Consider the following 26168-nt stretch of genomic DNA (forward strand, 5'->3'; position numbering starts at 1 on the left):
CTCCCCTTCTTGTTGTCTGCGGCACCGGTCTTTGCCGTGCCGTCAATCGTCCTCTGCCTCTGCGATCAGCCGGCGCACCCAGCGCGCCGCGAGCCAGGCAGCGGGGACGCCGAGGGCGATGGACCAGGCGACGGAAACGGCCGGCGACAGCACCGGCAGGCCAATGGCCTGCCCCATCAGCGACAGCATGAAGAGGTTGATCGCCACGGCTGCCGCCGCGAAGGGGTAGAGCAAGAGGCCGAGCCGCCACAGCGGGCGGCCCGGTCGCGGCGTCCCGGCGCCGCCCCCGGCGTCAGTGGCTCGTGCCATCGGAAAACGTGATCTTGTTCCAGACATTGTATTTGCCCGAGGGTTTCTTCATCGGCAGCCGCCGGACCTCTTCCAGTGTCCGTGCGTCGTAGACGAGGAGCGCGCCGTTGTCCTCCCAGACCGAGACCAGCGCATAGCGGCCGTCGCGGGTGAACTCGGTATGGGCGACCGTTGCCCCCGGCACAGGCTTCAGCGTCTTCACGATCTTGAGCGTCTCCTTGTCGATGACGTGCATGACGTCCCTGTTCGGGCCGAAGAAGACGTCGGCCCAGACGTAAGGCGAGTTCTCGTGGCTGCGCAGGAAGAAGCCCGGGCCGCCGGTCCTGATGGTGCCGACCACGGTCCAGTCGTCGATGTCGATCACCGAGATGACGCCCTCGCGCAGGTGCGGCGTTGCCATTACCCGGCGGCCCTTGGAGGTCCAGACAATGCCCGATCCCAGATGCGGCATGCCCGGCAGCGGCAGGCTGGCGATTTCCCGCCCGACATCGAGATTGACGACGACGCCTTGGTCGCCGGCACGGTTGGTGCCGATGAGGTTGCGGTAGTCGGGGGTGAAGAAGAAGTCGTCGAGGGGCTCGTCGATGGCGATGCGCCGGCGGGCAAAGAGGCCCTTTTCGGCCGCCAGCGCCTCTTTCATGCCGGCCTCGTAGCTGTGCACGAAGCCGTCGTGGAAGGGACCGGCGCCGGGGTCGGTGGCGATCTCCCAAATCTCAGGCGCGTCCTTCAGGGCTAGGATGAAGCTCTTGCGCTGGGGCGCCTGGTAGACGGCGGAGACCCGCGACTTCTCGCCGTTCCTGGCGACGACGTCGACGACCTTGACGACGCTGAGGTCGGCGGTGGAGAGGATCGTCAGCGTCTTCGGCAGATAGTTGGCGACGGCCAGCCAGCGCCCGTCATGGCTCATGGCGATGTTGCGGCTGTTGAGGCCGGCGCGCACCCGGCCGACCTCCTTGAGGGACCAGAGGTCGTATTTCTGGACCCAGCCGTCGCGCGACATGATGAAGACGAAATGCCCGTCGGGGGAGAATTTCGGCCCGCCATGGACGGCGAACGGGGTGGCGAACCGGTCGAGGACGTCGAAGGTGTCGCCGTCCAGCACGCTGACATGGTGGTCGCCGGTTTCAACGACGAGGGTGACGTTCATCGGATCGGCGGCAAAGACGGGCGCCGGCGCAGGCATATAGTCCTCGGCCATCTCGCGGCTTTCAGCGATCTCGTTCGGTCCCCAGGCCGGGATGTCGGCGAGCGGCGTGCGCAGATACGCGGCGAGCGCTGCGATCTCGTCGGCCTTCAGGACGTCGGCAAAACCCTCCATCTGGGTCGCCGGGCGGCCATGGGCGATCACCTCTTCCAGCACCGGACCGCGGATGCGCTTCAGCGTTTCCGGGATCAGCGCCGGTCCGATGCCGCCGAGCCGGCTTTCGGCATGGCATTCGGCGCAATGCTCGCGGTAGAGCGCACCAGCGTCCGGATCGGCGTGCACGGGCGCAGCCGCATAAAGCCCGGCCGCCGCCGCCAGCATTGCGATCGTCGGGGCCCTAAAGGAATTCATGGGCCGGATCATGGCTCTTCCCCCGGAATGGCGTGACGGTCAGCCGGTCGGCATCGCCGGCAATGCCGATCTCCTCGGCGCGGAGATAGCAGGCCGGGTCCTCGGCCCATGGATCGCCGGAGACCTGCAGGGCGCGGATGCGGGTGTTGCCGCCGCAGACCTTTTGGAAGGCACAAGCACCGCAGCGTCCCTTCAGCGGCCGCGGCCGCTGGCGTAACAGCGCGAGCATCGGATCGTCGCCCGTCCACAGCGCAGAGAACGGCGCAACGCGGACGCTGCCGACCGTGTAGTCCGACCAGTAGGTGTCGGGGTGGACGTTGCCTTGCGTGTCGATATTGGCAACGCCGAGGCCGGAGGAATTGCCGCCCCAGGCCTCCAGATGCGCGCGGACATGGGCGACCATATCGGCCGGGAAGCGCGCCGCGACCCAGCCCAGGAAGTAGACCGCATCGGCGTCGTTGTTGCCGGTGACGATCTCCAGCGGGCGGCCGTTCCGCAATGCGTCCCAGCCGCGCTCGATCACGAGGTCCATCGCGGTGCGGGTTCGGGCGTGCTCGGCGTCCTCGCCGCGGTGCTTGTCGCCGCGCCCGGCATAGACCAGGTGCGACAGGTAGAGCTTGTCGACCCCTTCGGCCTCGCAGAGGTCGATCATTGCCGGCAGGTGCTCGGCGGTACCCTCCGTCAGGGTGAAGCGCAGGCCGACCTTGATGCCGCGCGCCTTGCAGGCGCGCACGCCGGCAAGCGCTTCGTCGAAGGCGCCGTCGACGCCGCGGAACCAGTCATGGACCCTGCCGATGCCGTCGAGCGAAATGCCGACATAGTCGAAGCCGAGAGCGGCGATGCGGTCGGCGTTGTCGCCGGTGATCCTGGTGCCGTTGGTGGAGAGCGCCAGATGGCGGAAGCCGAGGTCGCGGGCGCGCGTCGCCAGATCGAAGAAATCGAAGCGCAGCAGCGGCTCGCCACCGGACAGGATCAGCGCCGGAACGCCGAAGGCGGCAAGGTCGTCGAGGACGCCGAGCGCCTCGTCATGGGTCAGCTCGCCCGGGAACGGCACGTCGGCCGAGGCCGTGTAGCAGTGGCGGCAGCGCAGATTGCAGCGCCGGGTGAGGTTCCAGATGACGACGGGCTTGACGGCGGCGACGCTCCGGCGCGCACGCACCGGGGTCGGCTCCAGGAGCTCTTTCATGTACTGGGTCAGCCGGAACATCGCTCACCTCCCGTTTTTTGCAAGCCGCATGCCCGTCTTCTTCAGGATGCGGGTGGAATAAAGGATGTCGCTGCCGCGGCAGGCGGCGCCGAGGAGCCGGGCGATCTCGCCGCGCTTTTCCTCCACTTCGGCGCGGCTTTCGCCATGGACCATGGCAAAGAGATTGTAGGGCCAGTCGGGCAGCGCCCGCGGCCGCAGATAGCAGTGGCTGACGAAGGGGAGCGCGCCGACCTCCGGCCCGAGCCGGGCGACCGCGTCGTCGGCGACGTCCCAGACGCTCATGCCGTTGGCGACCATGCCGAGGGCGTAGTGGTTGGGGGCAATCGCGATGCGGCGGACGATGCCGCGGGCCTGCAGCGCCGCCAGTCGCTCGCGGACCGCGGCCTCGGCAATGCCGAGCCGGCGGCCGATCTCCGCATAGGGCTCCGGCACCAGGGGCAGCCCCGCCTGGGTCTCGGCGATCAGCCTGCGGTCGGTCTCGTCGATCCTCATGCGCTCACCCGGAAGCCGATGTAGAACTCGGCGAGCTTGGGAAAGGTCAGGACGGCGATGCCGGTCTCCGCCTCGATCTCTTTCGCGATGCGGGCGATGTCGTCAGGCTTCTCGACCGCCAGCACGAACCACATGTTGAGCCGGTGGTCGCGCTCGTAATTGTGGGCGACTTCCCGGCGGGCATTGACGGCTTCGGCGACCGCCTCGAAGCGCTCGGCCGGCACGGCCATGGCGCAGAGGCAGAAATCGCCGCCCATCGCCGCGGCATCGAAGAACGGGCCGAAGCGGGTAATCGCGCCGATGTCGCGCAGCCTGGCGATGCGGGCGATCAGGTCGTCCTCGGCAAGGCCGAGTTCGGCGCCGGCATCCGCGAAGGGCCGCGGCGTCAGCGGAAAGCCGTCCTGCAAGGCGTTGATGATGCGCCGGTCGATATCGTCGAGGGCGTCGGGGGGAAGCGGTGCGTGCCTCATGCGGCGGCCTCCCCTTGCAGAAGGGCGGCCGTCTGCTTGTAGCAGCGGGTGGAGAACAGCACCTGGCGGCGGATGCCGGCGAGTTCCGGCAGATCTTCGGCGGCCGCCAGCACGCCGAGGGTCTCGGTGCGGCTGCGACCATGGATCATGGAAAAGAGCGCGTAGGGCCAGATGCCCGGCACCGTGCGGCGCTGGTAGCAGAGCGTGACGCCGGCGAGCGAGCAGAGCGCCGTTCCCGCCGCCTCGATGCGCTCTTCCGGCACCTGCCAGACGACCATGGCGTTGGCGCGCCAGCCGAGCGCCCGGTGGCGGACGATGACGCCGATGCGGGTGAGGATGCGCGCGCCGGCAAGGATCGCAATGCGCTCCAGCACGGACGCTTCATCGCGGCCGAGGGCCTTGCCGAGCGCCGCGAACGGTCGGGGCACGAGATCGAGCCCGTCGGCAAGGGCGGCAAGGATCGGCCGGTCCTCCTCGCAAAGGACGGAGACGTCGGCCGCGCAGCAGGTGGAGAGCGGCTTGCGCGGCCCGCGCATGGAGAAGCCGAGATCGACATTGAAGGCGCGCACGAGGCGCAGGTCGAGGAGCGGCAGGCCGGTGTCTTGCTCGATCCGGTGAAGGCTCGCGGCGAGGTCGTAGGCATCGCGCGCGGTGGCGACGAACCAGAGATTCCAGGCATGCTCGCGCAGATAGCTGTGGTTGACGCCGGGCTCGGCGCCGACGATGGCGGCGACCTCCTCGATGCGCGGCTCCGGCACGGCGAGGGCCGCAAGCGTCGAGGCGCCGGCGGTGTTCGGACGGAAGGTGGCGCCGACGCGGGAGACGGCACCGGCCGCCTTCAGGGCCCGCAAGCGGTCGAGTACCGTCTCTTCGTCCACGCCGAGCCGCCCGGCCATCGCCGCGAACGGCGCGGCGACGAGCGGCAGGTCGCGCTGAAAATCCTCCAGGAGTGCGCGGTCGAGGGATGAGAGCCGGTCGATCATCGTCACAATCCGATCCTGTGCGCGCGGGCGGTGAAGAAGATGCCGGACGGGCTCTTGGCCGTGATCTCGCCGAGCTTTTCGAAGGTCACGGCGTCATAGATGTCGACCCGGTCGGCATCGCGCACCGAGACCCAGACCTCGGTGCCGCGGGCGGTGAATTCCATGTGCAGCACCGCCGGCCCCGGCGTCAGTTCGTGGACGATCTCGTGGCTCTGGCTGTCGATGACCTGGATCGTGTCGTTGAGGGGATGGGCGTAGTTCACCCAGACCTGGCGGCCGCCCGGCCGGGCCATGGCGAAGACCGGCTGGCCGTGGGTCGGCGTGCGCGCGACCTCGCGGAAGTCGCGGGCATCCATCCACAGCACCTCGTGCTGGCCGACGGCCGGCAGCACGAACTGGTCGCCGGCGAGCGCCCAGCCCTCCAGATGGGGCATCTTGTAGACTGGCAGCTTTTCGCGGCCGCGGCCGTAATGGGGCAGGATGCGTTCAGGCTTCGGCCTCTTTGCCCACAGGTCGATGCGGACAAGGCCGTCCTCGCCGAAGAGGCCGGCGATATAGGTGCGCCCGTCGCCGGTGATCAGCCCGTCATAGGGGTTGGTGCCGACGCCGGCGAGCTTTGTGATTGCCGGCGCCGCGCCGGACATGTCGGCGATCCAGGTCGCGCCGGCATCCCAGAGCGAGAAGACGAAGCGCCGCCCCGGCGCGTCGACGAGGCCGACGGTCTTCGACCCGGTCGGGATGTCGGCGACCATGTCTAGGGTGTCGGCGTCGAACACCCGCACGCCGCCCGGCTCGTAGTTGGAAACCGCGACGAGCCGGCCATCATCGGAGATGGCGCCGCCGATGGAGTTGCCGGCCTGCACCACGCGCTTGACGATGGTTCTCGCGAGGATATCGACCTTGGTGAGGCCGCCGTCGCGGCCGAAGACGAAGGCGTAGCGCTCGTCGGGCGAATAGACGAGGCTGGCATGGGAGAGGTCGCCGAGGCCCTCGATGCGGCCGACGGCGGCGCGCTCGGACTGGTCGACGACGATCAGGGAGCCGGTGGCACGCTCCACGATGAGGCCGAGGTCGCCTGTGGCGCAGCAGGGCGTCTCGGCGCGGGCGGTCGCGGCGGCAAGCAGGCCGGCCGCAGCAAGGCCGAGGACGGCGCGGCGCGACAGGGGGGCGATCGATGTCATTCGGCCGGCTCCTCCAAAAGATAGTTGGCGATCCACAGCGCCTCGGTCTCGGTCAAGAGCGGGCGCCAGGGCGGCATTGCCGTCCCCGGCAGACCGTCGAGGATGATGCCGGCGATCGCGTGCGGGTCGGCGCCGCCCAGCGCCTCGCGGGTCAGCGGGCTGCCGAGGCCACCCTTTCGCGTGAGGCCGTGGCAGGAGCCGCAGTCCTGCAGTACCAGATGCTGCAGCCGTGCCGCGCGGTCGGGCGAGACCTCATCCGCCGCCGCCGGGCCGGCCAACAGCATCAGTGCGAGGACGGCGGCGAGCCTAGCCATGGCCGGCGACCCGGGTTTCGGCCAGCATGGCGGCGACTGGCAGGCAGTCGGGCAGGTCTCGGTAGAGCGAGACAACCCGGCCGATGATGAAGAGGACCGGTGCTTCAAGGCGATTGAGAGCAACGTCCGCGCCGATCCGGTCAAGCTGGGAGACCAGCCTCTGTTCGCGCGGCGTGGTAGCGTTGGCGATTGCCATCACCGGCGTCTCGGCCGACAGGCCGTGGGCGGTGAGCCCGGCGGCGATCTCGGCAATGTTGGCAACGCCCATATAGACCACCAGCGTCGTCTCGTCGTCGGCAAGGCTCCGCCAGTCGAGGTCGAGCGGCATGTTGCGGGCGCGGTGGCCGGTGACATAGCGAACGCCGCAGGCAAGACCGCGATGGGTGAGCGGGATGCCGGTCGCGGCGGCCGCCCCTTGCGCGGCGGTGATGCCGGGCACGTAGTCGACGGCAATACCGGCGTCGGCGAGTGCGGCGGCCTCCTCGCTGCCCCTGCCAAAGACGAGCGGGTCGCCGCCCTTCAGCCGGGCGACCGTCAGGCCGCGCGCTGCAAGGTCGACGAGAATGGCGTTGATGCGGTCCTGGGGGACGGCATGGGCGTTCGGCGCCTTGCCGACGTCGATCCGGCGCACGTCCGGCGGGACCATGGCAAGGATTTCCGGCGATACCAGGCGGTCGAACACCACCACGTCGGCCTCCCGCAGCACCCTCAGCGCCTTCAGCGTCAGATATTCCGGGTCGCCGGGGCCTGCGCCGATCAGGAACACTTTTCCGGACATGGGACCAGCCCTTTCGTCTCGCGTTCAATGGCGGGCGGGACCGGGGAGGACCGGACGGCCCTCCCCGACCGGCGTCGTCAGTAGACGTCGCTGCGCGTGTTGAAGACGTTGAACTTGCCCGTCGGCGTGATCAGGCGGGAATCCTTGATCACCTTCTTGGGCTGCAGCGTCTCGTCGTCGACCACGACGATGGCCGAGACCTTGTCCTTGGAGTTCCAGACGGAGAACCAGATCTCGGTGCCCTCGCGGTTGAACTCGCCCTGGACGACCCGCGGCTGGCCTTCCGGAATGCCGGCCCATTCGCCGATCGGCAGCGTTTTGAACTCCGGCTCCTCCTCGGTCATCGTCGAGGTGTCGAACACCGCGATCGAGGCCGAGACCTCCGCATCCGGGTTGAGCGGCGCATCGACATAGAGATGGTGCGAGTTCGGATGGGTCTTGATGAAGAGCGAGCCGCCGCCGAGCGCATAGAAGGACTGGACGAGCTTCCAGGCCTGATCCGGGTGTCCTTCCGGATCGGTGCCAATCAGCGCGACGCTCTCGTCACCGAGATGGGAGGTCGCCCAGACCGGACCGTAGACCGGGTGCACGAAGTTCGCCCCGCGGCCCGGATGCGGCGTCGCCCCATTGGTCTCGATCATGGCGATCAGCTTTTCGTCCTTGGTATCGACCACCGCGACCTTGTTGCGGGCGTTGGCGGCGACCAGGAAGTAGCGGTGGGTGGAATCGAAGCCGCCGTCATGCAGGAACCGCTCGGCCTCGATCTCCGTCGTCGTCAGGTTCTTCAGGTCGGAGAAGTCGATCAGCAGGATCTTGCCGGTCTCCTTCACGTTGACGATGAATTGCGGGTGGTAGTGCGAGGCGACGATCGAGGCGACGCGCGGCTCGGGATGGTAGGTCTGTTCGTCGTAGATGTTGCCGCGGGTCGACACGACCTTGAGCGGCTCCAGCGTGTTGCCGTCCATGATCACGTATTGCGGCGGCCAGTAGGAGCCGGCGATCGCGTATTTGTCCTCCCAGCCCTCGAATTTCGAGGTTTCCACCGAGCGGGCCTCCGAACCGATCTTGATTTCGGCAACGGTCGCCGGCGGGTCCATCCACAGGTCGATCATGTTGACCTTGGCGTCGCGGCCGATGACGTAGAGATAGCGGCCGGATGCCGAGATGCGCGAGATGTGGACGGCATAGCCCGTGTCGATGATGGCGTGGATGTCGTAAGTCTTGCCGTCGATCAGCGCGACCTGCCCGGCGTCCCGCAGGGTGACGGAGAACAGGTTGTCGATGTCGATGTCGTTCATCTTCTTCGTCGGCCGGTCCTCCGGCGCGACCACGACCTTCCAGCTCTCCTTCATCTGCGGCATGCCGAATTCCGGCGGCGCCGGCGGCTCCATCAGCACGTAGCGGGCCATCAGGTCGACGTCGTCTTCGCTCAACTCGCCCGATGTCCCCCAGTTCGGCATGCCCGCCGGCGAGCCGTAGGTGATGAAGTTGATGAGGTGGTCGTAGCCGAGTTCCCGGGTGATGTCGGGGGTCAGCGGCTTGCCGGTCGCGCCCTTGCGAAGGACGCCGTGGCAGCCGGCGCAGCGCTCGAAATAGATCGTCGCGGCGCGCTGGAATTCCTCGCCGGAAATCACCGGGTCGTCCGCCTTGCGGCCGGGGATTTCGACCTTGATTTCACCGAGCGTCGTCATGCTCGGCTTGTAGGCCGCCGCAGGCGTATCGGCGTGGCTCTTCGGCTTGTCCTGGGCCAGGGCTCCGCTGAGGCCGAGGACCGTCGCCATGGCGGCGCTCGCAACAAGCGCCGGCGCGGCTTTGAAATACGGGAGTCTCATAGGGGTTTCCTCCGATCCGCTGATGAGGCGGCACCCAAAGTATACGCCGACTGGTGGTGTCTCCTTGACTTTCGTTAAGGCGTTGAATTCAACTTTTGTTAATTGTCCGGAGCCGGTGCACGGGTCCGAAAATGCGTTTTTTTTGCCTCTGCCTTTCCGTTCTTATTCCGCTGTCGCAATCGGCATCGGCGGCCGGCGTACTGGCGGATGCCATCGAACCCGCAAGGCCGGATGCGACGCTTGCCGCCGACCTGTTCGGGCGTAACGATCCCGTCGGCGTGGTGCGCGAGGAGCGTGCCGGCGTTCCCGGCTGGACAGTGCGCGCCGGCGACACGGTCGTCGGCCATATCGGCTCGACCTGGGAGATCGCCGGCTCGGTCGGCTATTCCGGCCGCCCCCTCGATGTGCTCGTTGCCATCGACACCAGGGCCCATATCGCCGGCGCCCGGCTGATGCGCCACAACGAGCCTGTGCTGACGCTCGGCATTTCCGACGAGGATATCGGCCGCTACGTCGACGGCTTTGCCGGCGTCGACCTCAGCGCGCCGCGCGACAGGATCCTGGCGCCACAACCCGGCGTTCCGGACGTCATCGCCCGGGCGACGGTTTCCACCGGCGTCATCCGCGACGGCATCCTGCGCACCGCCCGCACGCTCGCCATGGGCCGCAGCCTTCTCTCCGGCGACCGCATCGAACGGCTCGCCTTTTCCCCCGCCGGCTGGCCGGAGCTATTGGAGATGGGGGCGCTCGCCCATAGCCGTCTGTCGATGTCGGAGGCGACGGACAAGCTGACCGGCGCGCTCGTCCCGGTGCCGCCGGGCGACGGCGCCTTTCTCGACCTTTATGTCGGCCTTGCCGATCCGCCGACCGTCGGGCGTAACCTCCTCGGCCAGCAGCTCTACACGAACGCGCTCGGCACTCTCGGCCCCGGCGACACCGCCCTCATCGTGCTGTCGCGCGGGCTCTATTCCCACCGCGGCACGGCCTGGAGGCGCTCCGGCACCTTCGAGCGGCTGACAATCGTCCAGGGCGACACGCGGCTCCATCCGGGTGCCGACGACTACCTGTTCGTCAAGCGGCTCGCCGCCGAGGACGCCCCGACAATGAAGGAGGTCAGCATTTTCCGCCTCGGCCCGGCGATCGATCCGATGCAGCCGATCACGGTGGAGGTGCGGGCCGAACGGCCGGCCGAAGGCGGCGGCACGGTGGCGACGACGATCCCGGCCACCTACACGTTGCCGGAGGCGTTCCAGCGCCCGCCGCCGCCGGAACCGGTGCCGCTGTGGCGCGAGACCTGGACCGCGAAGCGCCCGGCCGTCATTGTCGTCGCCGCGATGCTGGCGACGCTGACGCTGATCCTCTTCTTGCAGGAGAGCTTCGTGCGCCGCCCCCGGCTGTGGCGGGTCGGCCGTCTCGGCTTTCTCGCCGTCACGCTGGTGGTGCTCGGCTGGGTCTTCAACGGGCAGCTATCCGTCGTCCAGGTCGTTGCATTCCTGCACGCCCTCCTCACCGGCTTTCACTGGGAGACTTTTTTGATCGAGCCGGTGATCTTCCTGCTCTGGTCGTTCGTCGCGCTCGGCCTGTTGTTCTGGGGCCGCGGCGTCTATTGCGGCTGGCTCTGCCCGTTCGGCGCGCTCCAAGAGCTTTTGAACGCCGGCGCGCGGGCCCTGAAGGTGCCCCAGGTCGCCGTCCCCCAGGCGCTGCACGAACGGTTCTGGGTGATCAAATACACCCTCTTCGTCGCCATCCTCGGGCTCTCCTTCTACTCGCTCCACGACGCCCTGGTGCTGGCCGAGGCCGAGCCGTTCAAGACGGCGATGTCGCTGAGGATGATGCGGGCCTGGCCGTTCGTTGCCTATGTCCTCGGACTGCTCGCCGCCGGCCTCTTCATCGAGCGCTTCTTCTGCCGCTATCTCTGCCCGCTCGGGGCGGGGCTCGCGATCCCGGCCAAGCTGAAGATTTTCGACTGGCTGCACCGGCGCCCGCAATGCGGCCGGGAGTGCCGCTTATGCGAGACCAAATGCACGGTCGGCGCCATCGACCCGCTCGGTCGCATCAATGCCAATGAATGCGTGCTGTGCCTGCGCTGCCAGGTGATCTTCCACGATGCGAATACCTGCACGATCCTGAAGCGCCGGGTCCGCAGCCCCGCCGGCGCGGCGCCGGCAGCGGAGAGATGACATGCTGACCCGCCGCCGCTTCCTCACCATCATCGCCGCTGCCGCCACGCTCGGACCGGCACGGGCCGCCCCGCCGGCGTGGGAATGGCGCGGCCGGGCGCTCGGCGCCGACGCCCGCATCCTGCTTGTCGATGCCGAAGCTAATGCGGCGCGGCACCTGTTCCACCGCATCGAGAAGGAACTAGCCCTTATCGAGCGGCACTTCTCGCTCTTTGCCAAGTCCTCGCTGACCCGGCTCAACCGCACCGGCCGCCTCGCCCATCCCGCGCCGGACGTGCTTGCGCTCTTCACCCTTGCCGGCAGGGTCCATGCGGCAACGGGCGGCGCCTTCGATCCGACCGTGCAGCCGCTCTGGCGCGCGCTCGCCGAAGGCCGCGATCCGGGACCGGCCCGCGCCCTCGTCGGCTGGCGGAACGTTCAGGTGACCCGCGAGGAGATCCGCCTTACCCGGCCCGGCATGGCCCTCACCTTCAACGGCATCGCCCAAGGCTTTGCCACCGATCGCGTGGCCGAATTGATCCGTGCCGCCGGCTTCAGCAACGTCCTCATCGACATCGGCGAAATCGCCGGCCTCGGGCATCGCAGCGACGGCGCGCCCTGGTCCGCCGCTATCGCGCTTGCCGACGGCGCGGAGGTGGCACGCACCGGTCTTTCCGGCATGGCGCTCGCCGTCTCCTCGCCGGGCGGCACGCGCATCGGGCCGGGCGGACGCCTCGGCCACATCATCGATCCGGACGGCGCCAGCGCCCGCTGGCGGCTCGCCGCCGTGACCGCGCCCTCGGCGGCCCTTGCCGATGGATTGTCGACCGCCTTTTGCCTGATGGATCGGGAAGCCATCGCGGCTGCGCTGAAGCGGTTTCCCGGCGCGCGCCTTGCCGCGCTGGTGTAGGCGGATCGCGAAATCCGGCGCCGCTTGACTTTGGTTAAGGCACCGGGGCGCCCCTTCACCAATTCATGGAAAATCATCAACAGCTCCAGCAAAGGGGGCGCAAGATGCGCGAAGTCATGACAAAGAGCATGGCCCGAAATATCTTCTATGGGGGATCTCTCTTCTTCATACTGATATTTCTGGGACTTTCGGCACACAGCCATTACTACATCACGACTGTCTCCACCGACACGGCAAAGCTGACCGAAAGCGTCGCCGCCGGCAAGCGCCTCTGGGAAAAGCACGCCTGCATCAACTGCCACACGATCCTCGGCGAAGGCGCCTATTTCGCCCCGGAACTCAGCAACGTGATGGTGCGCTGGGGCGTCCAGGACGACCCGGAAGCCGCCTTTGAGACCTTGAAGGGATGGATGGAATCGATGCCCACCGGCATCGAGGGCCGCCGGCAAATGCCGCATTTCGACCTGACCGATGAAGAGTATCGCCAGATCGCCGACTTCCTGTTGTGGGCGTCGACCATCCGTTCGCAGAACTGGCCGCCGAACGACGCCGGTTGAGGAGATCGCCATGAAATACCAGTCGCAGAAGATCGCGCTCGCCTACATGTATGTCGCGCTGGCGCTGTTCGCCGTCCAGGTCCTGATGGGCCTCGTCCTCGGCTACATCTATGTGCAGCCGAACTTCCTGTCGGAAATCCTGCCCTTCAACATCGCCCGCATGCTGCACACCAACAGCCTGGTGGTGTGGCTGATCACCGGCTTCTTCGGCGCCGCCTATTTCCTCATTCCCGAGGAGGCGGAGCGCGAGATCCATTCGCCGATGCTCGCCTATCTGCAGCTCCTGATCCTCGTCGTCGGTACGGCCGGCGTCGTCGTCACCTACCTCTTCAACCTCTTTGACGGCAATTTCCTGCTCGGCAACGAGGGGCGCGAGTTCCTGGAACAGCCGAAATGGGTGAAGGCCGGCATCGTCGTCGCCGCGCTCATCTTCCTCTTCAACGTCACCATGACGGTCCTGAAGGGCCGCAAGACCGCGGTCACCAACATCCTGCTCCTCGGCCTCTGGGGCCTGGCGCTGCTGTTCCTCTTTGCCTTCTACAATCCGGAGAACCTGGCACTCGACAAGCAGTACTGGTGGTACGTCGTGCATCTGTGGGTCGAGGGCGTCTGGGAGCTGATCATGGCCTCGATCCTCGCCTATCTGATGCTGAAGCTGACCGGCGTCGACCGCGAGGTGGTGGAGAAATGGCTTTACGTCATCGTCGCAACGGCCCTCTTCTCCGGCATCCTCGGCACCGGCCACCACTATTACTGGATCGGCACGCCGGGCTACTGGCAGTGGATCGGCTCGATCTTCTCCTCGCTGGAGGTCGTCCCGTTCTTTGCCATGATGAGCTTTGCCTTCGTCATGGTCTGGAAGGGCCGCCGCAACCATCCGAACCGGGCCGCGCTGCTGTGGAGCCTCGGCTGCGCCACCCTTGCCTTCTTCGGCGCCGGCGTCTGGGGCTTCCTGCACACCCTGCACGGCGTCAACTTCTACACCCACGGCACCCAGATCACCGCCGCGCACGGCCACCTCGCTTTCTTCGGCGCCTATGTGTCCCTCAACCTTGCGGTCTTCACCTATATGGCGCCGATCCTGAGGGGCCGCGATCCCTATAACCAGGTGCTCAACATGGCGTCGTTCTGGCTGATGAGCAGCGGCATGGTGTTCATGACCGTGACGCTGACCTTCGCCGGTGCCGTGCAGACGCACCTGCAGCGGGTCATGGGCATGAACTTCATCGAGGTCCAGGACCAGCTCGCCATCTTCTTCTGGATGCGGTTCGGCTCCGGCGTCGCGGTCGTCCTCGGCGTCGCCCTGTTCCTCTATTCGGTGCTGGTACCCGGACGGGAAGTCGTTGCGCCCGGCCCGGCCGTGCAGGCGGCCGCGGAGTAGTGACCGTGAACGCCCCGCTCGACATGGAGAAGGCGGCCCCGGCCGCCTTCTACCTTCCCCACGGCGACGAATGCACCGTCTTTGCCGCCGCCCACGCCAACCGGCTGCCGGTGCTCCTCAAAGGCCCGACCGGCTGCGGCAAGACCCGCTTCGTCACCCATATGGCGAACCGGCTGGCGCGCCCGCTCTATACCGTTGCCTGCCACGATGACCTCTCCGCCGCCGACCTGATCGGCCGCTATCTGCTGAAGGGCGGCGAGACGGTCTGGGTCGACGGGCCGCTGACCCGCGCCGTGCGCGAAGGCGCCATCTGCTATCTCGACGAGGTCGTCGAGGCCCGCAAGGACGTCACCGTCGTGCTGCACCCGCTGACCGACGACCGTCGCATCCTGCCGGTCGACCGCACCGGCGAGGAGATCGCCGCCGCCCCCGGCTTCATGCTCGTCGCCTCCTACAATCCCGGCTACCAGAACATCCTGAAAACGCTGAAGCCGTCGACCCGGCAGCGCTTCGTCGCCCTTGAATTCGACTTCCCGGCGCCCGAGCACGAGGTGCCCGTGGTGGTTCGCGAAAGCGGTCTGGAAGAGGCTCGGGTGCAGCCCCTCGTGCGCCTCGCCAACAAGCTGCGCGGCCTCAAGGGGCAGGACCTGGAAGAAGGCGTCTCGACGCGCCTCGTCGTCTATGCGGCGACCCTCATCGCCACCGGAATGCCGGTCGAGCGCGCGGTGTCGGTGGCCATGGTCGAGCCCTTGACCGACGACGCCGACGTCAAGCGCGGGCTGCTCGATCTCGTCCTGGCCGTTTATGGATGAGGCAGGCCATGACGAAGATCGACATCGAGCCATGGGAACCCGAAGAGACCGTCGGGAAACTGTGGCACACCCTGGCCAGCCGTCTCGATGTGACAGCGGAGCATGACGGTGCCCGTGTCGACCTCGCAGAGGTCGAGGGACGGCTGGCCGTTTTCTATCGCGGGCTCGGCGGCAGCCCCGACGTTGCATTAAAACCGGTGGATGGCGAGCAGAGCCGCCACCGGCTGTCGTTCCGCCGGCGGCTTGCGACCGACGCGGAGCGGATGCCACGCGCGAGCTTCGACGGCGAGGCCCTGCGCCTGCCAGCGTCGCTCGCCGTCTTTCCCTACCGCGAAGCCAATGCGGCGCTCTATCTCTGGCTCGCCGCCTCGGCACCGCATATTTGCCCGCCGCCGCGCCATGGCGATCCATTGAGGGCCGATATCGCGGCGATCATGGCGGCGATGGCCGGAACGCTACGCACTCTTGCCGAGGCGCCCGGCCTGGCGGGCTTGCAGCGCGACCTTTGCCGCGCCTGCCTCGCCAATCGCCCCGACCGCAAGCTTCCGCCGGTCGAGACCGCGGTGGAGGATCTCGTTCGCCATGTGCTCGGCGATCGCCGGCCGCTGTCGACGCTGGCCGCGCAGATGCTCGTTGCCTGCCGCAGCGGCGACCTTGTGGACGTCCACGCGCCGCGGGGCTACCGCCCCTTCCAGCCCGTGCCGCTGTGGATCGACTGCCGGGAGCGCACCCGCTCCGCGTCCAACGAGGACGAGGCAGCGCCCGGCGAAGGCCCCGCGGAGGACGGCCCGACCGGCGTCAAGCGCGCCCGCCGCCACCGCTCCGACGAGGCGGAGCGCAAGGACAGCCTCATCCTCCACAAGTTCGAGGCGATCCTGAGTTGGACCGAATTCCTCAACCTCAACCGCCGGGTCGACGACGACGACACCGACAGCGCCAGGAAGGCGGCCGATGACCAGGAGGAAATCGGCCTCGGCCAGGTCTCCAAAAGCCCTGCCACCCGGCTGAAGCTGCATCTCGACCTTGCCCCGGAAGACGCCGACCGCGAGGCGCTTTCGGCCGCCCACACCTATCCGGAATGGGACGCGCGCACCGGAACCTACCTGCCCGCCCATGTGCGCGTACTGGAAAGCACGGCGGAGCCGGACGATGCCGAGGCGCCCGGCGACGATGCGCAGGCCGTCCGGCGCATCCGCTCGGTCAAGCGCCAGTTCGAGGCGCTGAGGCCCGGCCGCATGATGACCGCCGGCCACCTCGACGGCGACGAGCTGGACACCGACATGGCGGTGCGCGCCAGCACCGACCGGCTGGCCACCGGCATCGCCAACGAACGCATCTGGCGCCAGAGCCGGCCCCAGGCGCGCAGCCTTTCCGTCTCCATCCTGCTCGACGTCTCGCGGTCGACAGAGAGCGCCGTTTCCGGCCGCCAGGTCATCGACATCGAGCGCGAGGCGCTGGCCGCGCTGGCCTGGGGGCTCGATGCCTGCGGCGACGACTTCGCAATCCACGCCTTTTCCTCGCTGAAGCGGAACCGCGTCTACCTTCTCGGCTGCAAGGATTTCGGCGAGCCGATGGGGGCGACGGTGGAGGCCCGCATCCGGTCCCTGAAGCCCGGCTTCTACACCCGCCTCGGAGCCGCCATCCGCCACGCCTCGGCCGGGCTTGCCGAGCAGGCCAAGAAGCGGCGCCTGCTCCTCGTCATCACCGACGGCAAGCCGAACGACCTCGACCACTATGAGGGCCGGCACGGCATCGAGGACAGCGCCATGGCGGTGCGCGAGGCGCGCCGCGCCGGCCATGCCGTCTTCGGGATCACCGTCGACAAGGACGCCCGCTCCTGGTTTCCGCGCATTTTTGGCCGCGGCGGCTACGCCCAGATCTCCCATCCGGACCGGCTCACCGCCGCCCTGCCGGAGATCTACCGGCACCTGGTCGGGGCATGAGCGGGAAGGCGAAGGTCATGGCATCGGCGGATCCGCTCGAGCAACTGCCGGGCGACCTGATGATGTGGGTGCTAATCGTCTCCGAACTCCTGGTGTTCGGGGCCGGGCTCGCCGCATTCCTCGCCGTTCGCATTTCCGATCCGGCCGGCTTTGCCGCTTCCCAGGACGATCTCCACCGGGCTGCTGCCGGCATCAACACGGTGGTGCTGGTGACCTCCGGGTTCCTCGCCGCCCTGGCGGTCCGGGCACGGCGCGACGGCCGGCGCGGCAGGACCCGCCTCCTGCTGGCCGCCGCCGCACTGCTCGGCGCCGTCTTCCTCGTCGTCAAGGGCTGGGAGTTCGCGGACGCCTTCGCGGCCGGCCTGTCCACCGAGACGCACCCCTTCTTCACCTTCTATTTCCTGCTCACGGGCTTCCACTTCGCCCATGTGGTCGCCGGCATCGTCATCCTCGCCCTCATCGGCTGGAAGGATAGCCCACACAGCCTGGAAGTCGGCACGGCGTTCTGGCACATGGTCGACCTCGTCTGGGTGATCCTCTTCCCCGTCGTCTATCTCCTGAGGTGAGCGATGCCGCGCGATCCGCTCATCTGCGCCTGGATCCTACTGATCGCCCTTTGCCTCGGCTCGACCGCGATCGCCCTTGCGGTCGGATCGGGCCTCGGGCCTGTCGCGCTCACCGCCGCCGGTGCAGCGATATTGTTGCTGTCCTGGCTGAAGGCCCGGCTCATCCTCAACGCCTATCTCGGCCTTGCCGCGGCCCCTTTCTGGCGCAAAGGCTTCGAGATCACCCTGGCGCTTTACGCGCTGCTGTTGCTGGGGCTTTACGTAGCGCCCACGATCTGATGGCACGCGGATTCGTGGCATAACCGTTTGCAGCCGAATCGCGGATGATCGCGCCTGGGAGCGCCCCGTTTGCGTCGTCTCGCGCCGCCGGTGCGCCGCTCAGGTGCCGTCCTGATCTGCGGCATAGGCCTTCCAGAACACCTCGACGGCCTTGGCGACGACATGCTCCCTCTCCGCCTTGCTGATCTCCGTCTTGACGCCCAGCAGGTGCTTGTAGAAGAGGTCCGCCTTGCACAGCTCCAGGAACTGCTGGGCCGCCAGGTCGATGTCGTCGATGTCGAGGATGCCGCGCGCGACCGCGCCGGCAAGGAAATGGGCGAGCCGCTGGCTGCCCTTGCCCATGGCGCTGTCGTGGAAGACGCGGCCGATATCGGGAAACTGCCTGGTTTCGCTGACGACCAGCCGAAAGGTGCTCTGGGCGAAATCGGAGAGGATGAGATTGACATAGCTGCGGGCGATTTTCAGGAGCGCTTCGCGGACGTCCTCTTCCTTCAGTTCGACCTCGAAGACATGGCCGCCATGGGTTTCGCACTCCTCGCGCGTCATCGCGGCAAAGAGCGCCTTCTTGTCGGCAAAATGCTTGTAGATCGTTGCCTTTGAGACGCCCGCGGCGGCCGCAATGTCGTCGACGCTGGCGCCGTCATAGCCGGACTCGTAGAAGGCCTGCTTGGCCCCCTCCAGGATCTGTGCCGCCTTGGAAGCCGCCCGCTTTCCCCGGTTCATATCCGTCAGTTCACTTGTTTCATTTACTATTCCGCCCTTGATACGGCAGGAAATCCGCGTTTTCAACTTGCAAAATGAACTGACCGGTTTATTTTGAGTCCAGACCTCCTGCACGTTCGGGCGGATGCCCGGCGTGCTTTTGTCTTTTCCCAGACGCGCGATCTCCCCGACACGCGCCAGGCAAACGCCACTACATTTTCCAGGCCGACGGCCGAGGACGACAGCGCATGAATACCCGACCGGACAAGGATACCTTTTCGGAGGACCGCAGCCGACCCGTGCCCGAGGCGGACGACGCCACGACACCTGAGGTGCCGACGACGGACGACGGATCGTCGGAGGCGCCGGCGACAGACGAGCCGTCGGACGGTGCAGCGAAGAAAAAGCGCAGCAGGAAGCCGATCGTTGCCATCATCCTGCTGGCGGTGCTCGCGGCGGCCGGCACCTACGGCTATCACTGGTGGCAGGTCGGCCGGTTCGTCGAACAGACCGACGACGCCTACATCAAGGCCGACATCGTCTCGCTGTCGGCCGAGGTCGGCGGACGCATCACCGAAATCCCCGTCAAGGACAACCAGCGGGTCGACATGGGCGACGTGCTGGTGCGCATCGACGATGCCGATTACCTCTCGGCGCGCGCCTCGTCCGAGGCGAGCCTTGCCGCCGCCGAAGCGGCGATCGCCAACATCGATGCCAGCCGCACCCTGCAGCTTCGCCAGCTCGATGCGGCCAAGGCCGACCTGGAGACGGCCAAGGCCAATCTCGACCTCGCCGAGACGGAATACGGCCGCGCCGACCGGCTCGCCAAGACCGGGGCGGCCAGCAAGCAAAATCTCGACCAGGCCGACAACGCGCTGCGCCTGGCCCGCGCCGCGCGCGACAAGGCGACGGCCGCCGTTGCCGCCGACGAGCAGCAGCTCAAGGTGCTGGACTGGCAGAAGAAGCAGCGCATCGCCGACCGCGACCGGGCGGACGCATCGCTCAGCCTTGCCGAGACCAATCTGTCGCGCACCGTCATCCGTGCCCCGCGCGCGGGGCTCGTCGGCAATCGCGGCGTCGACCAGGGCGAATATGTGGCGCCCGGCCAGCGGCTGATGAGCATCGTGCCGATCGACGACATCTATGTGGTCGCCAATTTCAAGGAGACCCAGGTCCGGCAGTTCCGCGACGGCATGGAGGCGGAGCTGACCTTCGACATGCTTGGCGGCAAGACCGTTGAGGGCACCATCGACAGCGTGGCGCCGGCGACCGGCTCGGAATTCGCGCTGCTGCCGCCGCAGAACGCGACCGGCAACTTCACCAAGATCGTGCAGCGCATCCCGGTCAAGATCCGCCTCAAGGACCTGCCGGAAGAGGGCCTGGCGCTTCGGCCCGGCACCTCCGTCGTCGTCCACGTCAACACCAAGCCTGCCGACGAATGACCGCCACTGACGGACCCCGGAAAAGGCAACCGGACGCGGGCGCGCCCGGCGAGGACGGCGCGTTCAAACCGCGCGGCGGCGCCTTCGGCTTCTTCTTCATGGTGCTCGGCATGTTCATGGCGATCCTGGACATCCAGATCGTCGCCTCGTCGCTGCCCGAGATCCAGGCCGGCGTTTCGGCCTCCGTCGACCAGATCACCTGGGTGCAGACCGCCTATCTCGTCGCCGAGGTGGTCATGATCCCGCTGTCGGGCTGGCTGGCGCGGGTGATGTCGTCGCGCTGGCTGTTCAGCGCGTCCGCCGCCGGCTTCACCATCACCAGCGTCATGTGCGCGTTCTCCTGGGACACCTCGTCCCTCATCTTCTTCCGGGCGATCCAGGGGTTCGTCGGCGGGGCAATGATCCCCACCGTCTTTGCCGCCAACTTCAAGCTCTTCCCGCCGGAGCGGCGCATGGTCGGCACCGTCGTCATCGGGCTGACAGCCACCGTCGCGCCGGCCATCGGCCCGACGCTCGGCGGCTACATCACCGAGTTCTACGCCTGGGAATGGCTGTTCCTCGTCAATGTCGTGCCGGGCCTCATCGTCACCATCGTCGTGCCGCTCGCCATCGACATCGACGAGGCCGAGCCGGGGCTTCTCGGCAAGATCGACATCCTCGGCATCGTGCTCGTCGCCGGCTTCCTCGGCTCGCTGGAATTCGTCCTCGACGAGGGCCCGCGCGAGGATTGGTTCGAGGACCGCACCATCTTCATCTTCGCCATCGTATCGGCGGCCTCGGCCATCGGCCTGTTCTGGCGCGAATTGACGGTCGAGCACCCGGTGCTGGAACTCCATGCCTTCACCAACCGCAACTTCACCGTCGGCTGCATCCTCACCTTCGTGCTCGGCATCTGCCTTTACGGCCAGACCTTCATCCTGCCGCAGGTGCTGTCCCAGGTGCGCGGCTACAACTCGCTGCAGATCGGCGAGGTCATGTTCGTGACCGGCGCGGCGATGTTCTCAACGGCGCCGATCGCGGGGCGGCTGACCAACAGCGTCGATCCGCGCAAGCTCCTCGTCGTCGGCTTTCTCGTCGTCGCCACCGGGCTCTACCTCAATTCGCTCATGAACACGGAAGTGGCATTCTGGGACCTGTTCCTGCCGCAAGCCGTGCGCGGCATCGGACTGATCCTGTGCATCGTGCCGATCACGGCTGCGGCGCTCGGCACCCTGCCGACGAACCTCGTCAGCGGCGGCAGCGGGCTCTTCAACCTGTTCCGGAATATGGGCGGCGCCGTCGGGCTCGCCATGATCAACACCATGTGGGACGGCCGCTACGACCGGCATTACTGGTGGATCACGGAAAAGCTGTCGGACACCAACGCCGTCGCCGTGGAGCACCTCAACGACATCGAGCGGGCGCTGTCGGCCAATCCCGCCGTCGGCGATCCGTCGCTCGCCGCTTATCAGACGCTGACGCAGGAAGTCTCCCTGCAGGCCAACATCATGGCCTGGGACGACGTCTTCTTCATGATCGCCGTCGCCTTCATCGTCGCCATGCCGCTGATCTTCCTGCTCGCCAAGCCGAAGCCCGGCGAAGTGTCGGCGCATTAGTTGGGCACGACCTTCACATTGTCGATGAGGCGCGTGTTGCCGAGCCAGGCCGCAACGAGGAGCCGGGCCGGACGATCGGCCACCGACAGCGGCGACAGGTCGGCCTCGGCGCGAAGTTCCAGATATTCCACCTCGGAAAACCCTGCCGCGACGATGGCAGCCTTTGCGATCTCCAAGGTCGGAGCAAGGTCCGCGCCGCCTTCCAGCGCATGCGCGGCCGCCCGCAGCGCCTCGGCGAGCTTCGGGGCGATGGCCCGCTCGTCCGGCGTCAGGTGGACATTGCGCGAGGAGATCGCCAGGCCATCCGCCTCACGCACCGTCGGGCAGCCGACGACCTCGATCGCGATGTCGAGGTCGCGGGCGAGCCGGCGCACCACGTGGAGCTGCTGGAAATCCTTCTCGCCAAAAAAGGCGAAATCGGCGCCGGTCTGCAGGAAGAGCTTGGCGACGACGGTCGCGACGCCGTCGAAGTGGCCGGGCCGGAACGCGCCGCAGAGGCCCTCGCTGACCTGTCCCACCGTCACGGTCGTGGAAAATCCCTGCGGGTAGACCTCTTCCGGCTCCGGGCAATAGAGCATGTGGGCGCCGAGCGGGGCGAGCTTTGCCGCATCGTCGGCTTCTGTCCGCGGATAGGAGGCGTAGTCGTCCGGGTTGTTAAACTGCTTGGGATTGACGAAGAGCGTGACGATGACCCGTTCGGCGCGCTCAAGCGCGGCGCGCACGAGGCTGAGATGGCCTTCGTGGAGCGCGCCCATGGTCGGCACCACGGCGACCTTGTGGCCAGCCCTGCGCCAGCCGGCGACGGTCTCGCGCAGTTCGGCCCGGGTGCGGACGATGGCAACGCTCATTTTGCGCCCGCTCCGGCCTTCGCTTTCGGCTTGTCCGCGAAGACGTGCTCTGGCGCCGGGAAGCGGCGGGCCCGCACGTCGTCCGCGTAGGCCGCGACAGCGCCTTGCGCCGCCTCGCCGAGTTCCGCATAGCGCTTGACGAATTTCGGGCGGAAGTCGGTGAACAGGCCGAGCATGTCGTCGACGACGAGGATCTGGCCATCGCAGGCCGGCGAGGCGCCGATGCCGATGGTCGGGATGGCGATCTCCTCGGTGATCCGGCGGGCAAGCGATTCGGGGATCTTTTCGATCACCACGGAAAAGGCGCCGGCCTCGGCGATGGCGCGGGCGTCCTCCAGGATGCGCTCCGCGGCCGCGCCCCGCCCTTGCACCGTGTAGCCACCGAAGGCGTTCACCGCCTGGGGCGTCAGGCCGATATGGGCCATCACCGGGATGCCGCGGGCAACGAGGAAGCGGATGGTCTCTGCCATGGCGACGCCGCCTTCCAGCTTCACCGCCGCGCAGCCGGTCTCGGTCATCACGCGGGCGGCGCTGCGGAACGCCTGCGCGGGACTTTCCTCATAGCTGCCGAACGGAAGGTCGACGACCATGAGGGCGTGCTCCACGCCGCGGCGCACGGCCTTGCCGTGCAGGATCATCATCTCCAGCGTCACGCCGAGGGTCGAGGGCAGGCCGTGCAGCACCATGCCGAGGCTATCGCCGACCAGCACCACGTCGCAATGGGGATCGACCAGCCGGGCGACCGGCGTCGTGTAGGCGGTCAGGCAGACCAGCGGGTCCTTGCCCTTGCGCGCGGCGATGTCCGGCAGCGCCAGGGCCGTGGCGCGTCCAGTCGCGCTCATTGTTATCACCTCCCGGGGATAGGCGTTCTCAGTCGGGCCCCGTGTTTCGCACAGGATTGTGCAGGTGCGAAGGAAAAACATGGCCGCAGGCGACCGGCGTGCGATTTCGACCGTATGCCGGCGAGTTCATTTCGCCGCCCGCGCCTTTGTGGCATTCCGTCGCGTCGCCCCCCTCAGGCCTCTTTTTCCAGCGCCAGCGGGTCTTCTTCGGCGAGCGTCTTGCGGCCGATGGCGATGACGGCAACGACCGAGAGGTTCATGGCGATCGCGTAGATGATCGCCGGCACCGACAAGAGCGGCGTCTGCAGGAGCACGAAGGCGATGAACATGGCGAGCGCCACGTTCTGCAGGCCGCACTCCACGGCAATGGCGATCGCCCGGCGGGCCTGGAGCCTCAGGAGCGCGGCAAGGCCGAAGCCGAGGCCAATGGCCAGGACGTTGAGGGCAATGACGGCCGGACCAACCTCGGCCCAGTAGGTGCTGATCGAATCGCGTTCGACCCAGAAGGTCCAGGCGACAATGAGGGCAAAGATCAGCGTCGCCAGACGCCGGGCAAGGCCGAGATTGCGGCGCACGAAGCCCGGTGCCCTGGCGCGGATCGTCATGCCGATGACGAGCGGCAGCGCGGTGACGACGACGATCGAGCCGATGGTGCGGCCGAGCGGCATGGAGATCGTCTCCGCGGTGCCGAGGAAATACGCAAGGCCGAAGCCGACGACCAGCGGCACGGTGATCAGCGACAGGGCGCTGGTCACCGCCGTCATGGCGATCGACAGGGCGACGTCGCCGCGGGCCAGCATGGTCAGGAAGTTGGACGTGACGCCGCCCGGCGAGGCGGCGAGAATCACCAGCCCGACCGCCATTTCCGGCGACAGGCCGAGACCGTGGGCGATGCCGAAGGCGATCAGCGGCAGCCCCAGGATCTGGGCGGCGAGGCCGAAGACCAGCGCCCGCTTGCCGTCGGCGAGACGGGCGAAGTCGATCGGTCGCATGCCGAGCCCGACGACGGTCATGATGACGAAGAGGCCGGCGGGCAGGAGAATGTTGGCGGTCATGGCGGATTTCCCCGTCCTTTATGAGCGGCAGATCCCGAAACGCCCGGGCCTCGGCCTTTCGCACAGACCGTCCCGGGCCGCAAGATTGCCGCCTTTACAGCCCTCTTGCAGCACCGGTTCGACGGCCTGGCATTGACAGCGCGCAACGTAACGCGCCGGCGGGATGCCATAGTGTCACATCGCCCTGTCACACACCGCAAAATAATGTAAAGTCAGATTGACACTATGGGTCGTAATGATATGTTGACGGCCGTGGGAGTGAAGCCAATGCGAATTGTTCTTGTCCACCCGAACTATCAGTCCGGCGGCGCGGAAATCGCGGGCAGATGGCCCCCGGCCTGGGCGGCCTATCTTGCCGGATCGCTGAAGAAAGCGGGTTACACAGATCTGCACTTCATCGACGCCATGACCGACAACATCGGCGAGGAAGAACTCGGCCGCATGCTGGAAGAGCTGCAGCCGGATCTCGTCGGCGTCACGTCGATCACCCCGTCGATCTACGCGGCCGAAGGCGTCATGGAAGTGGCGCTGAGGAAATGCCCGAACGCGGTTCGGTGCATCGGCGGCGTCCATGCCACCTTCATGTTCAAGCAGGTGCTCTCCGAGGCGCCGTGGATCGACGTGGTCGTGCGCGGCGAAGGCGAGGAGATCATCGTCGAGCTTGCCGACGCCATCCGGGATGGCCGCTGGCCGGCCGAGCGGGACAAGATCCTCGGCATCGCCTATCGCGACGGCGAGACGATCACCGCGACGGCCGCCGCGCCGACGATCAAGGACCTCGATGCTATCGAGCCGGACTGGTCGATCCTGGAGTGGGAAAAATACATCTACGAGCCGCTGAACACCCGCGTCGCGATCCCCAACATGGCGCGCGGCTGCCCGTTCACCTGCTCGTTCTGCTCGCAGTGGAAGTTCTGGCGCGACTATCGCATCCGCGACCCCAAGAAGGTGGTCGACGAGATCGAGAACCTCGTCAACAACCACAAGGTCGGCTTCTTCATCCTCGCCGACGAGGAACCGACCATCAACCGCAAGAAGTTCATCGCGTTCTGCGAGGAACTGATCGCGCGCGACCTGCCGAAGCGGATCCAGTGGGGCATCAACACCCGCGTCACCGACATCCTGCGCGACGAGGAGTACCTCGCCTTCTACCGCAAGGCCGGCCTCGTCCATGTCAGCCTCGGCACGGAGGCAGCCGCCCAGCTCAAGCTCGACCTGTTCCACAAGGAGACCAAGGTCGAGGACAACAAGCGGGCGATCGAGCTGCTGCGCAAGGCCGACATCTTCACCGAAGCCCAGTTCATCGTCGGCCTTGAGAACGAGACCGCCGAGACGCTGGAAGAAACCTACCAGATGGCCAAGGACTGGGATCCGGACCTCGCCAACTGGTCGATGTACACGCCCTGGCCGTTCTCGTCGCTGTTCCACGAACTCGGCGACAAGGTCGAGGTGTTCGACTTCTCCAAGTACAACTTCGTCACGCCGATCATGAAACCGGCAGCCATGGACCGGGCCGAACTGCTCGACCGGGTCATGAGCAACTACCGCCGCTTCTACATCCGCAAGGCGTTGTTCCACTATCCCTGGCGCGGCATCGGCTACCGGCGCCGGTATCTGCTCGGCTGCCTGAAGGCCTTCCTGAAGGCCGGCTTCCAGCGCAAATTCTACGACCTCGGCCGGGTCAACTATTGGGGCCCGCAGTCGAAGAAGGGCGTCGACTTCCAGTTCGACCAGACGCGGGGCATCGCCCAGGCGCAAGAGGAGGATTGGGAGGCCGCGGCCGATCGCGCCGCCAGGGCCCGTGCCAAGCGCATGGACGCCATGGCGTGCGGTGGCGGCGACGAGCAGCTATCGGACGAAGAGCTGTACACGGCGGAGGAACTTGCAGCCCGGCGGGCGGCAAAGGCCAAAGACGCCGCCGACCAGGGGTCCGTTGCCGCCGAGTAGAGCGCGGCC

25 protein-coding genes are annotated in these 26168 nt (G+C 67.2%); 11 read left to right on the forward strand and 14 right to left on the reverse strand.

Going from position 1 to position 26168, the window contains the following annotated elements; translation table 11 throughout:
• Window positions 1-42: 42 nt before the first annotated feature.
• The 10 genes from M2319_RS10260 to M2319_RS10305 form a co-directional block, all read right to left on the reverse strand.
• The gene (locus M2319_RS10260; protein WP_264601366.1) at window positions 43-309 is read right to left on the reverse strand and encodes a hypothetical protein; all 267 of its coding nucleotides are present in this window, start codon (window positions 307-309) and stop codon (window positions 43-45) included.
• Window positions 293-1876 carry a nitrite reductase gene (locus M2319_RS10265; RefSeq protein WP_264601367.1) on the reverse strand — a complete coding sequence of 528 codons (1584 nt, stop codon included), beginning with the start codon at window positions 1874-1876 and terminating at the stop codon, window positions 293-295. The genes M2319_RS10260 and M2319_RS10265 overlap by 17 nt, the downstream gene beginning before the upstream one ends.
• Complete coding sequence (nirJ, locus tag M2319_RS10270; RefSeq protein ID WP_264601368.1) at window positions 1851-3071, reverse strand: heme d1 biosynthesis radical SAM protein NirJ; 1221 nt, start codon at window positions 3069-3071, stop codon at window positions 1851-1853. The genes M2319_RS10265 and nirJ overlap by 26 nt, the downstream gene beginning before the upstream one ends.
• Before the next feature lie 3 nt (window positions 3072-3074).
• Window positions 3075-3563 carry a siroheme decarboxylase subunit beta gene (ahbB, locus tag M2319_RS10275; protein ID WP_264601369.1) on the reverse strand — a complete coding sequence of 163 codons (489 nt, stop codon included), beginning with the start codon at window positions 3561-3563 and terminating at the stop codon, window positions 3075-3077.
• Window positions 3560-4033, reverse strand: a complete 474-nt coding sequence (locus M2319_RS10280) for an Lrp/AsnC family transcriptional regulator (protein WP_264601370.1) — start codon at window positions 4031-4033, stop codon at window positions 3560-3562. The genes ahbB (M2319_RS10275) and M2319_RS10280 overlap by 4 nt, the downstream gene beginning before the upstream one ends.
• The gene (gene ahbB / locus M2319_RS10285) at window positions 4030-5016 is read right to left on the reverse strand and encodes a siroheme decarboxylase subunit beta (protein WP_264601624.1); all 987 of its coding nucleotides are present in this window, start codon (window positions 5014-5016) and stop codon (window positions 4030-4032) included. Before ahbB (M2319_RS10285) ends, M2319_RS10280 begins: the two co-directional genes overlap by 4 nt.
• 2 nt (window positions 5017-5018) lie before the next feature.
• Entirely contained in the window at window positions 5019-6197 is a 1179-nt protein-coding gene (locus M2319_RS10290) for a cytochrome D1 domain-containing protein (protein ID WP_264601371.1), read from the reverse strand.
• Entirely contained in the window at window positions 6194-6511 is a 318-nt protein-coding gene (locus M2319_RS10295) for a c-type cytochrome (RefSeq protein ID WP_264601372.1), read from the reverse strand. Before M2319_RS10295 ends, M2319_RS10290 begins: the two co-directional genes overlap by 4 nt.
• Window positions 6504-7289, reverse strand: a complete 786-nt coding sequence (gene cobA, locus M2319_RS10300; protein WP_264601373.1) for a uroporphyrinogen-III C-methyltransferase — start codon at window positions 7287-7289, stop codon at window positions 6504-6506. The genes M2319_RS10295 and cobA overlap by 8 nt, the downstream gene beginning before the upstream one ends.
• A 77-nt stretch (window positions 7290-7366) precedes the next feature.
• A complete protein-coding gene (locus M2319_RS10305; protein WP_264601374.1) occupies window positions 7367-9121 on the reverse strand; it encodes a nitrite reductase in 1755 nt (584 codons plus the stop codon).
• A gap of 131 nt (window positions 9122-9252) precedes the next feature.
• On the opposite strand from M2319_RS10305, the gene M2319_RS10310 reads away from it, so the two are divergent.
• From M2319_RS10310 to M2319_RS10345, 8 genes are all read left to right on the forward strand, one after another.
• Window positions 9253-11301 (forward strand): NosR/NirI family protein, encoded by a 2049-nt coding sequence (locus M2319_RS10310; RefSeq protein WP_264601375.1) that lies wholly within the window; start codon window positions 9253-9255, stop codon window positions 11299-11301.
• Between the two features lies 1 nt (window position 11302).
• Window positions 11303-12190 carry an FAD:protein FMN transferase gene (locus tag M2319_RS10315; protein WP_264601376.1) on the forward strand — a complete coding sequence of 296 codons (888 nt, stop codon included), beginning with the start codon at window positions 11303-11305 and terminating at the stop codon, window positions 12188-12190.
• Window positions 12191-12294: 104 nt separating this feature from the next.
• The gene (locus M2319_RS10320) at window positions 12295-12747 is read left to right on the forward strand and encodes a c-type cytochrome (protein WP_264601377.1); all 453 of its coding nucleotides are present in this window, start codon (window positions 12295-12297) and stop codon (window positions 12745-12747) included.
• Window positions 12748-12757: 10 nt separating this feature from the next.
• Window positions 12758-14128 (forward strand): cbb3-type cytochrome c oxidase subunit I, encoded by a 1371-nt coding sequence (locus tag M2319_RS10325; RefSeq protein ID WP_264601378.1) that lies wholly within the window; start codon window positions 12758-12760, stop codon window positions 14126-14128.
• Between the two features lie 23 nt (window positions 14129-14151).
• Window positions 14152-14940 carry a CbbQ/NirQ/NorQ/GpvN family protein gene (locus tag M2319_RS10330; RefSeq protein WP_264601625.1) on the forward strand — a complete coding sequence of 263 codons (789 nt, stop codon included), beginning with the start codon at window positions 14152-14154 and terminating at the stop codon, window positions 14938-14940.
• 8 nt (window positions 14941-14948) lie between these two features.
• Window positions 14949-16883, forward strand: a complete 1935-nt coding sequence (locus M2319_RS10335) for a nitric oxide reductase activation protein NorD (protein ID WP_264601379.1) — start codon at window positions 14949-14951, stop codon at window positions 16881-16883.
• Window positions 16884-16900: 17 nt separating this feature from the next.
• A complete protein-coding gene (locus M2319_RS10340; RefSeq protein ID WP_264601380.1) occupies window positions 16901-17449 on the forward strand; it encodes a cytochrome c oxidase subunit 3 in 549 nt (182 codons plus the stop codon).
• Window positions 17450-17452: 3 nt separating this feature from the next.
• Window positions 17453-17728: a hypothetical protein gene (locus tag M2319_RS10345; protein ID WP_264601381.1), complete on the forward strand. Its 276-nt coding sequence runs from the start codon at window positions 17453-17455 to the stop codon at window positions 17726-17728.
• Between the two features lie 99 nt (window positions 17729-17827).
• Here the strand turns inward: M2319_RS10345 and M2319_RS10350 are convergent, their stop codons facing one another.
• Window positions 17828-18451 carry a TetR/AcrR family transcriptional regulator gene (locus M2319_RS10350; RefSeq protein WP_264601382.1) on the reverse strand — a complete coding sequence of 208 codons (624 nt, stop codon included), beginning with the start codon at window positions 18449-18451 and terminating at the stop codon, window positions 17828-17830.
• Window positions 18452-18678: 227 nt separating this feature from the next.
• Between M2319_RS10350 and M2319_RS10355 the strand changes: the two genes are divergently transcribed.
• Both M2319_RS10355 and M2319_RS10360 read left to right on the forward strand, forming a co-directional pair.
• A complete protein-coding gene (locus M2319_RS10355; RefSeq protein ID WP_264601383.1) occupies window positions 18679-19872 on the forward strand; it encodes an HlyD family secretion protein in 1194 nt (397 codons plus the stop codon).
• Window positions 19869-21467 carry a DHA2 family efflux MFS transporter permease subunit gene (locus tag M2319_RS10360; RefSeq protein WP_264601384.1) on the forward strand — a complete coding sequence of 533 codons (1599 nt, stop codon included), beginning with the start codon at window positions 19869-19871 and terminating at the stop codon, window positions 21465-21467. Before M2319_RS10355 ends, M2319_RS10360 begins: the two co-directional genes overlap by 4 nt.
• On the opposite strand, the gene panC is transcribed toward M2319_RS10360, so the two are convergent.
• The 3 genes from panC to M2319_RS10375 form a co-directional block, all read right to left on the reverse strand.
• Entirely contained in the window at window positions 21464-22315 is an 852-nt protein-coding gene (gene panC / locus M2319_RS10365) for a pantoate--beta-alanine ligase (protein WP_264601385.1), read from the reverse strand. The genes M2319_RS10360 and panC overlap by 4 nt on opposite strands.
• Window positions 22312-23157 (reverse strand): 3-methyl-2-oxobutanoate hydroxymethyltransferase, encoded by an 846-nt coding sequence (gene panB, locus M2319_RS10370; RefSeq protein ID WP_264601386.1) that lies wholly within the window; start codon window positions 23155-23157, stop codon window positions 22312-22314. Before panB ends, panC begins: the two co-directional genes overlap by 4 nt.
• 173 nt (window positions 23158-23330) lie before the next feature.
• Entirely contained in the window at window positions 23331-24212 is an 882-nt protein-coding gene (locus M2319_RS10375) for a bile acid:sodium symporter family protein (protein ID WP_264601387.1), read from the reverse strand.
• A gap of 267 nt (window positions 24213-24479) precedes the next feature.
• Here M2319_RS10375 and bchE point away from each other — a divergent pair, with 267 nt between their 5' ends.
• Window positions 24480-26159: a magnesium-protoporphyrin IX monomethyl ester anaerobic oxidative cyclase gene (bchE, locus tag M2319_RS10380; protein WP_264601388.1), complete on the forward strand. Its 1680-nt coding sequence runs from the start codon at window positions 24480-24482 to the stop codon at window positions 26157-26159.
• The last annotated feature ends 9 nt before the right edge of the window (window positions 26160-26168 follow it).

The organism is Rhodobium gokarnense (genome assembly GCF_025961475.1).
In the GTDB taxonomy this organism is placed as follows: domain Bacteria; phylum Pseudomonadota; class Alphaproteobacteria; order Rhizobiales; family Rhodobiaceae; genus Rhodobium; species Rhodobium gokarnense.

What these genes read in the sequence shown, in the direction of transcription:
- M2319_RS10260 (WP_264601366.1), bottom strand. Translation starts at nt 309, where the DNA reads ATGGCACGAGCCACTGACGCCGGGGGCGGCGCCGGGACGCCGCGACCG.
- M2319_RS10265 (WP_264601367.1), bottom strand. Translation starts at nt 1,876, where the DNA reads ATGATCCGGCCCATGAATTCCTTTAGGGCCCCGACGATCGCAATGCTG.
- nirJ (WP_264601368.1), bottom strand. Translation starts at nt 3,071, where the DNA reads ATGTTCCGGCTGACCCAGTACATGAAAGAGCTCCTGGAGCCGACCCCG.
- ahbB (WP_264601369.1), bottom strand. Translation starts at nt 3,563, where the DNA reads ATGAGGATCGACGAGACCGACCGCAGGCTGATCGCCGAGACCCAGGCG.
- M2319_RS10280 (WP_264601370.1), bottom strand. Translation starts at nt 4,033, where the DNA reads ATGAGGCACGCACCGCTTCCCCCCGACGCCCTCGACGATATCGACCGG.
- ahbB (WP_264601624.1), bottom strand. Translation starts at nt 5,016, where the DNA reads ATGATCGACCGGCTCTCATCCCTCGACCGCGCACTCCTGGAGGATTTT.
- M2319_RS10290 (WP_264601371.1), bottom strand. Translation starts at nt 6,197, where the DNA reads ATGACATCGATCGCCCCCCTGTCGCGCCGCGCCGTCCTCGGCCTTGCT.
- M2319_RS10295 (WP_264601372.1), bottom strand. Translation starts at nt 6,511, where the DNA reads ATGGCTAGGCTCGCCGCCGTCCTCGCACTGATGCTGTTGGCCGGCCCG.
- cobA (WP_264601373.1), bottom strand. Translation starts at nt 7,289, where the DNA reads ATGTCCGGAAAAGTGTTCCTGATCGGCGCAGGCCCCGGCGACCCGGAA.
- M2319_RS10305 (WP_264601374.1), bottom strand. Translation starts at nt 9,121, where the DNA reads ATGAGACTCCCGTATTTCAAAGCCGCGCCGGCGCTTGTTGCGAGCGCC.
- M2319_RS10310 (WP_264601375.1), top strand. Translation starts at nt 9,253, where the DNA reads ATGCGTTTTTTTTGCCTCTGCCTTTCCGTTCTTATTCCGCTGTCGCAA.
- M2319_RS10315 (WP_264601376.1), top strand. Translation starts at nt 11,303, where the DNA reads ATGCTGACCCGCCGCCGCTTCCTCACCATCATCGCCGCTGCCGCCACG.
- M2319_RS10320 (WP_264601377.1), top strand. Translation starts at nt 12,295, where the DNA reads ATGCGCGAAGTCATGACAAAGAGCATGGCCCGAAATATCTTCTATGGG.
- M2319_RS10325 (WP_264601378.1), top strand. Translation starts at nt 12,758, where the DNA reads ATGAAATACCAGTCGCAGAAGATCGCGCTCGCCTACATGTATGTCGCG.
- M2319_RS10330 (WP_264601625.1), top strand. Translation starts at nt 14,152, where the DNA reads ATGGAGAAGGCGGCCCCGGCCGCCTTCTACCTTCCCCACGGCGACGAA.
- M2319_RS10335 (WP_264601379.1), top strand. Translation starts at nt 14,949, where the DNA reads ATGACGAAGATCGACATCGAGCCATGGGAACCCGAAGAGACCGTCGGG.
- M2319_RS10340 (WP_264601380.1), top strand. Translation starts at nt 16,901, where the DNA reads ATGGCATCGGCGGATCCGCTCGAGCAACTGCCGGGCGACCTGATGATG.
- M2319_RS10345 (WP_264601381.1), top strand. Translation starts at nt 17,453, where the DNA reads ATGCCGCGCGATCCGCTCATCTGCGCCTGGATCCTACTGATCGCCCTT.
- M2319_RS10350 (WP_264601382.1), bottom strand. Translation starts at nt 18,451, where the DNA reads ATGAACCGGGGAAAGCGGGCGGCTTCCAAGGCGGCACAGATCCTGGAG.
- M2319_RS10355 (WP_264601383.1), top strand. Translation starts at nt 18,679, where the DNA reads ATGAATACCCGACCGGACAAGGATACCTTTTCGGAGGACCGCAGCCGA.
- M2319_RS10360 (WP_264601384.1), top strand. Translation starts at nt 19,869, where the DNA reads ATGACCGCCACTGACGGACCCCGGAAAAGGCAACCGGACGCGGGCGCG.
- panC (WP_264601385.1), bottom strand. Translation starts at nt 22,315, where the DNA reads ATGAGCGTTGCCATCGTCCGCACCCGGGCCGAACTGCGCGAGACCGTC.
- panB (WP_264601386.1), bottom strand. Translation starts at nt 23,157, where the DNA reads ATGAGCGCGACTGGACGCGCCACGGCCCTGGCGCTGCCGGACATCGCC.
- M2319_RS10375 (WP_264601387.1), bottom strand. Translation starts at nt 24,212, where the DNA reads ATGACCGCCAACATTCTCCTGCCCGCCGGCCTCTTCGTCATCATGACC.
- bchE (WP_264601388.1), top strand. Translation starts at nt 24,480, where the DNA reads ATGCGAATTGTTCTTGTCCACCCGAACTATCAGTCCGGCGGCGCGGAA.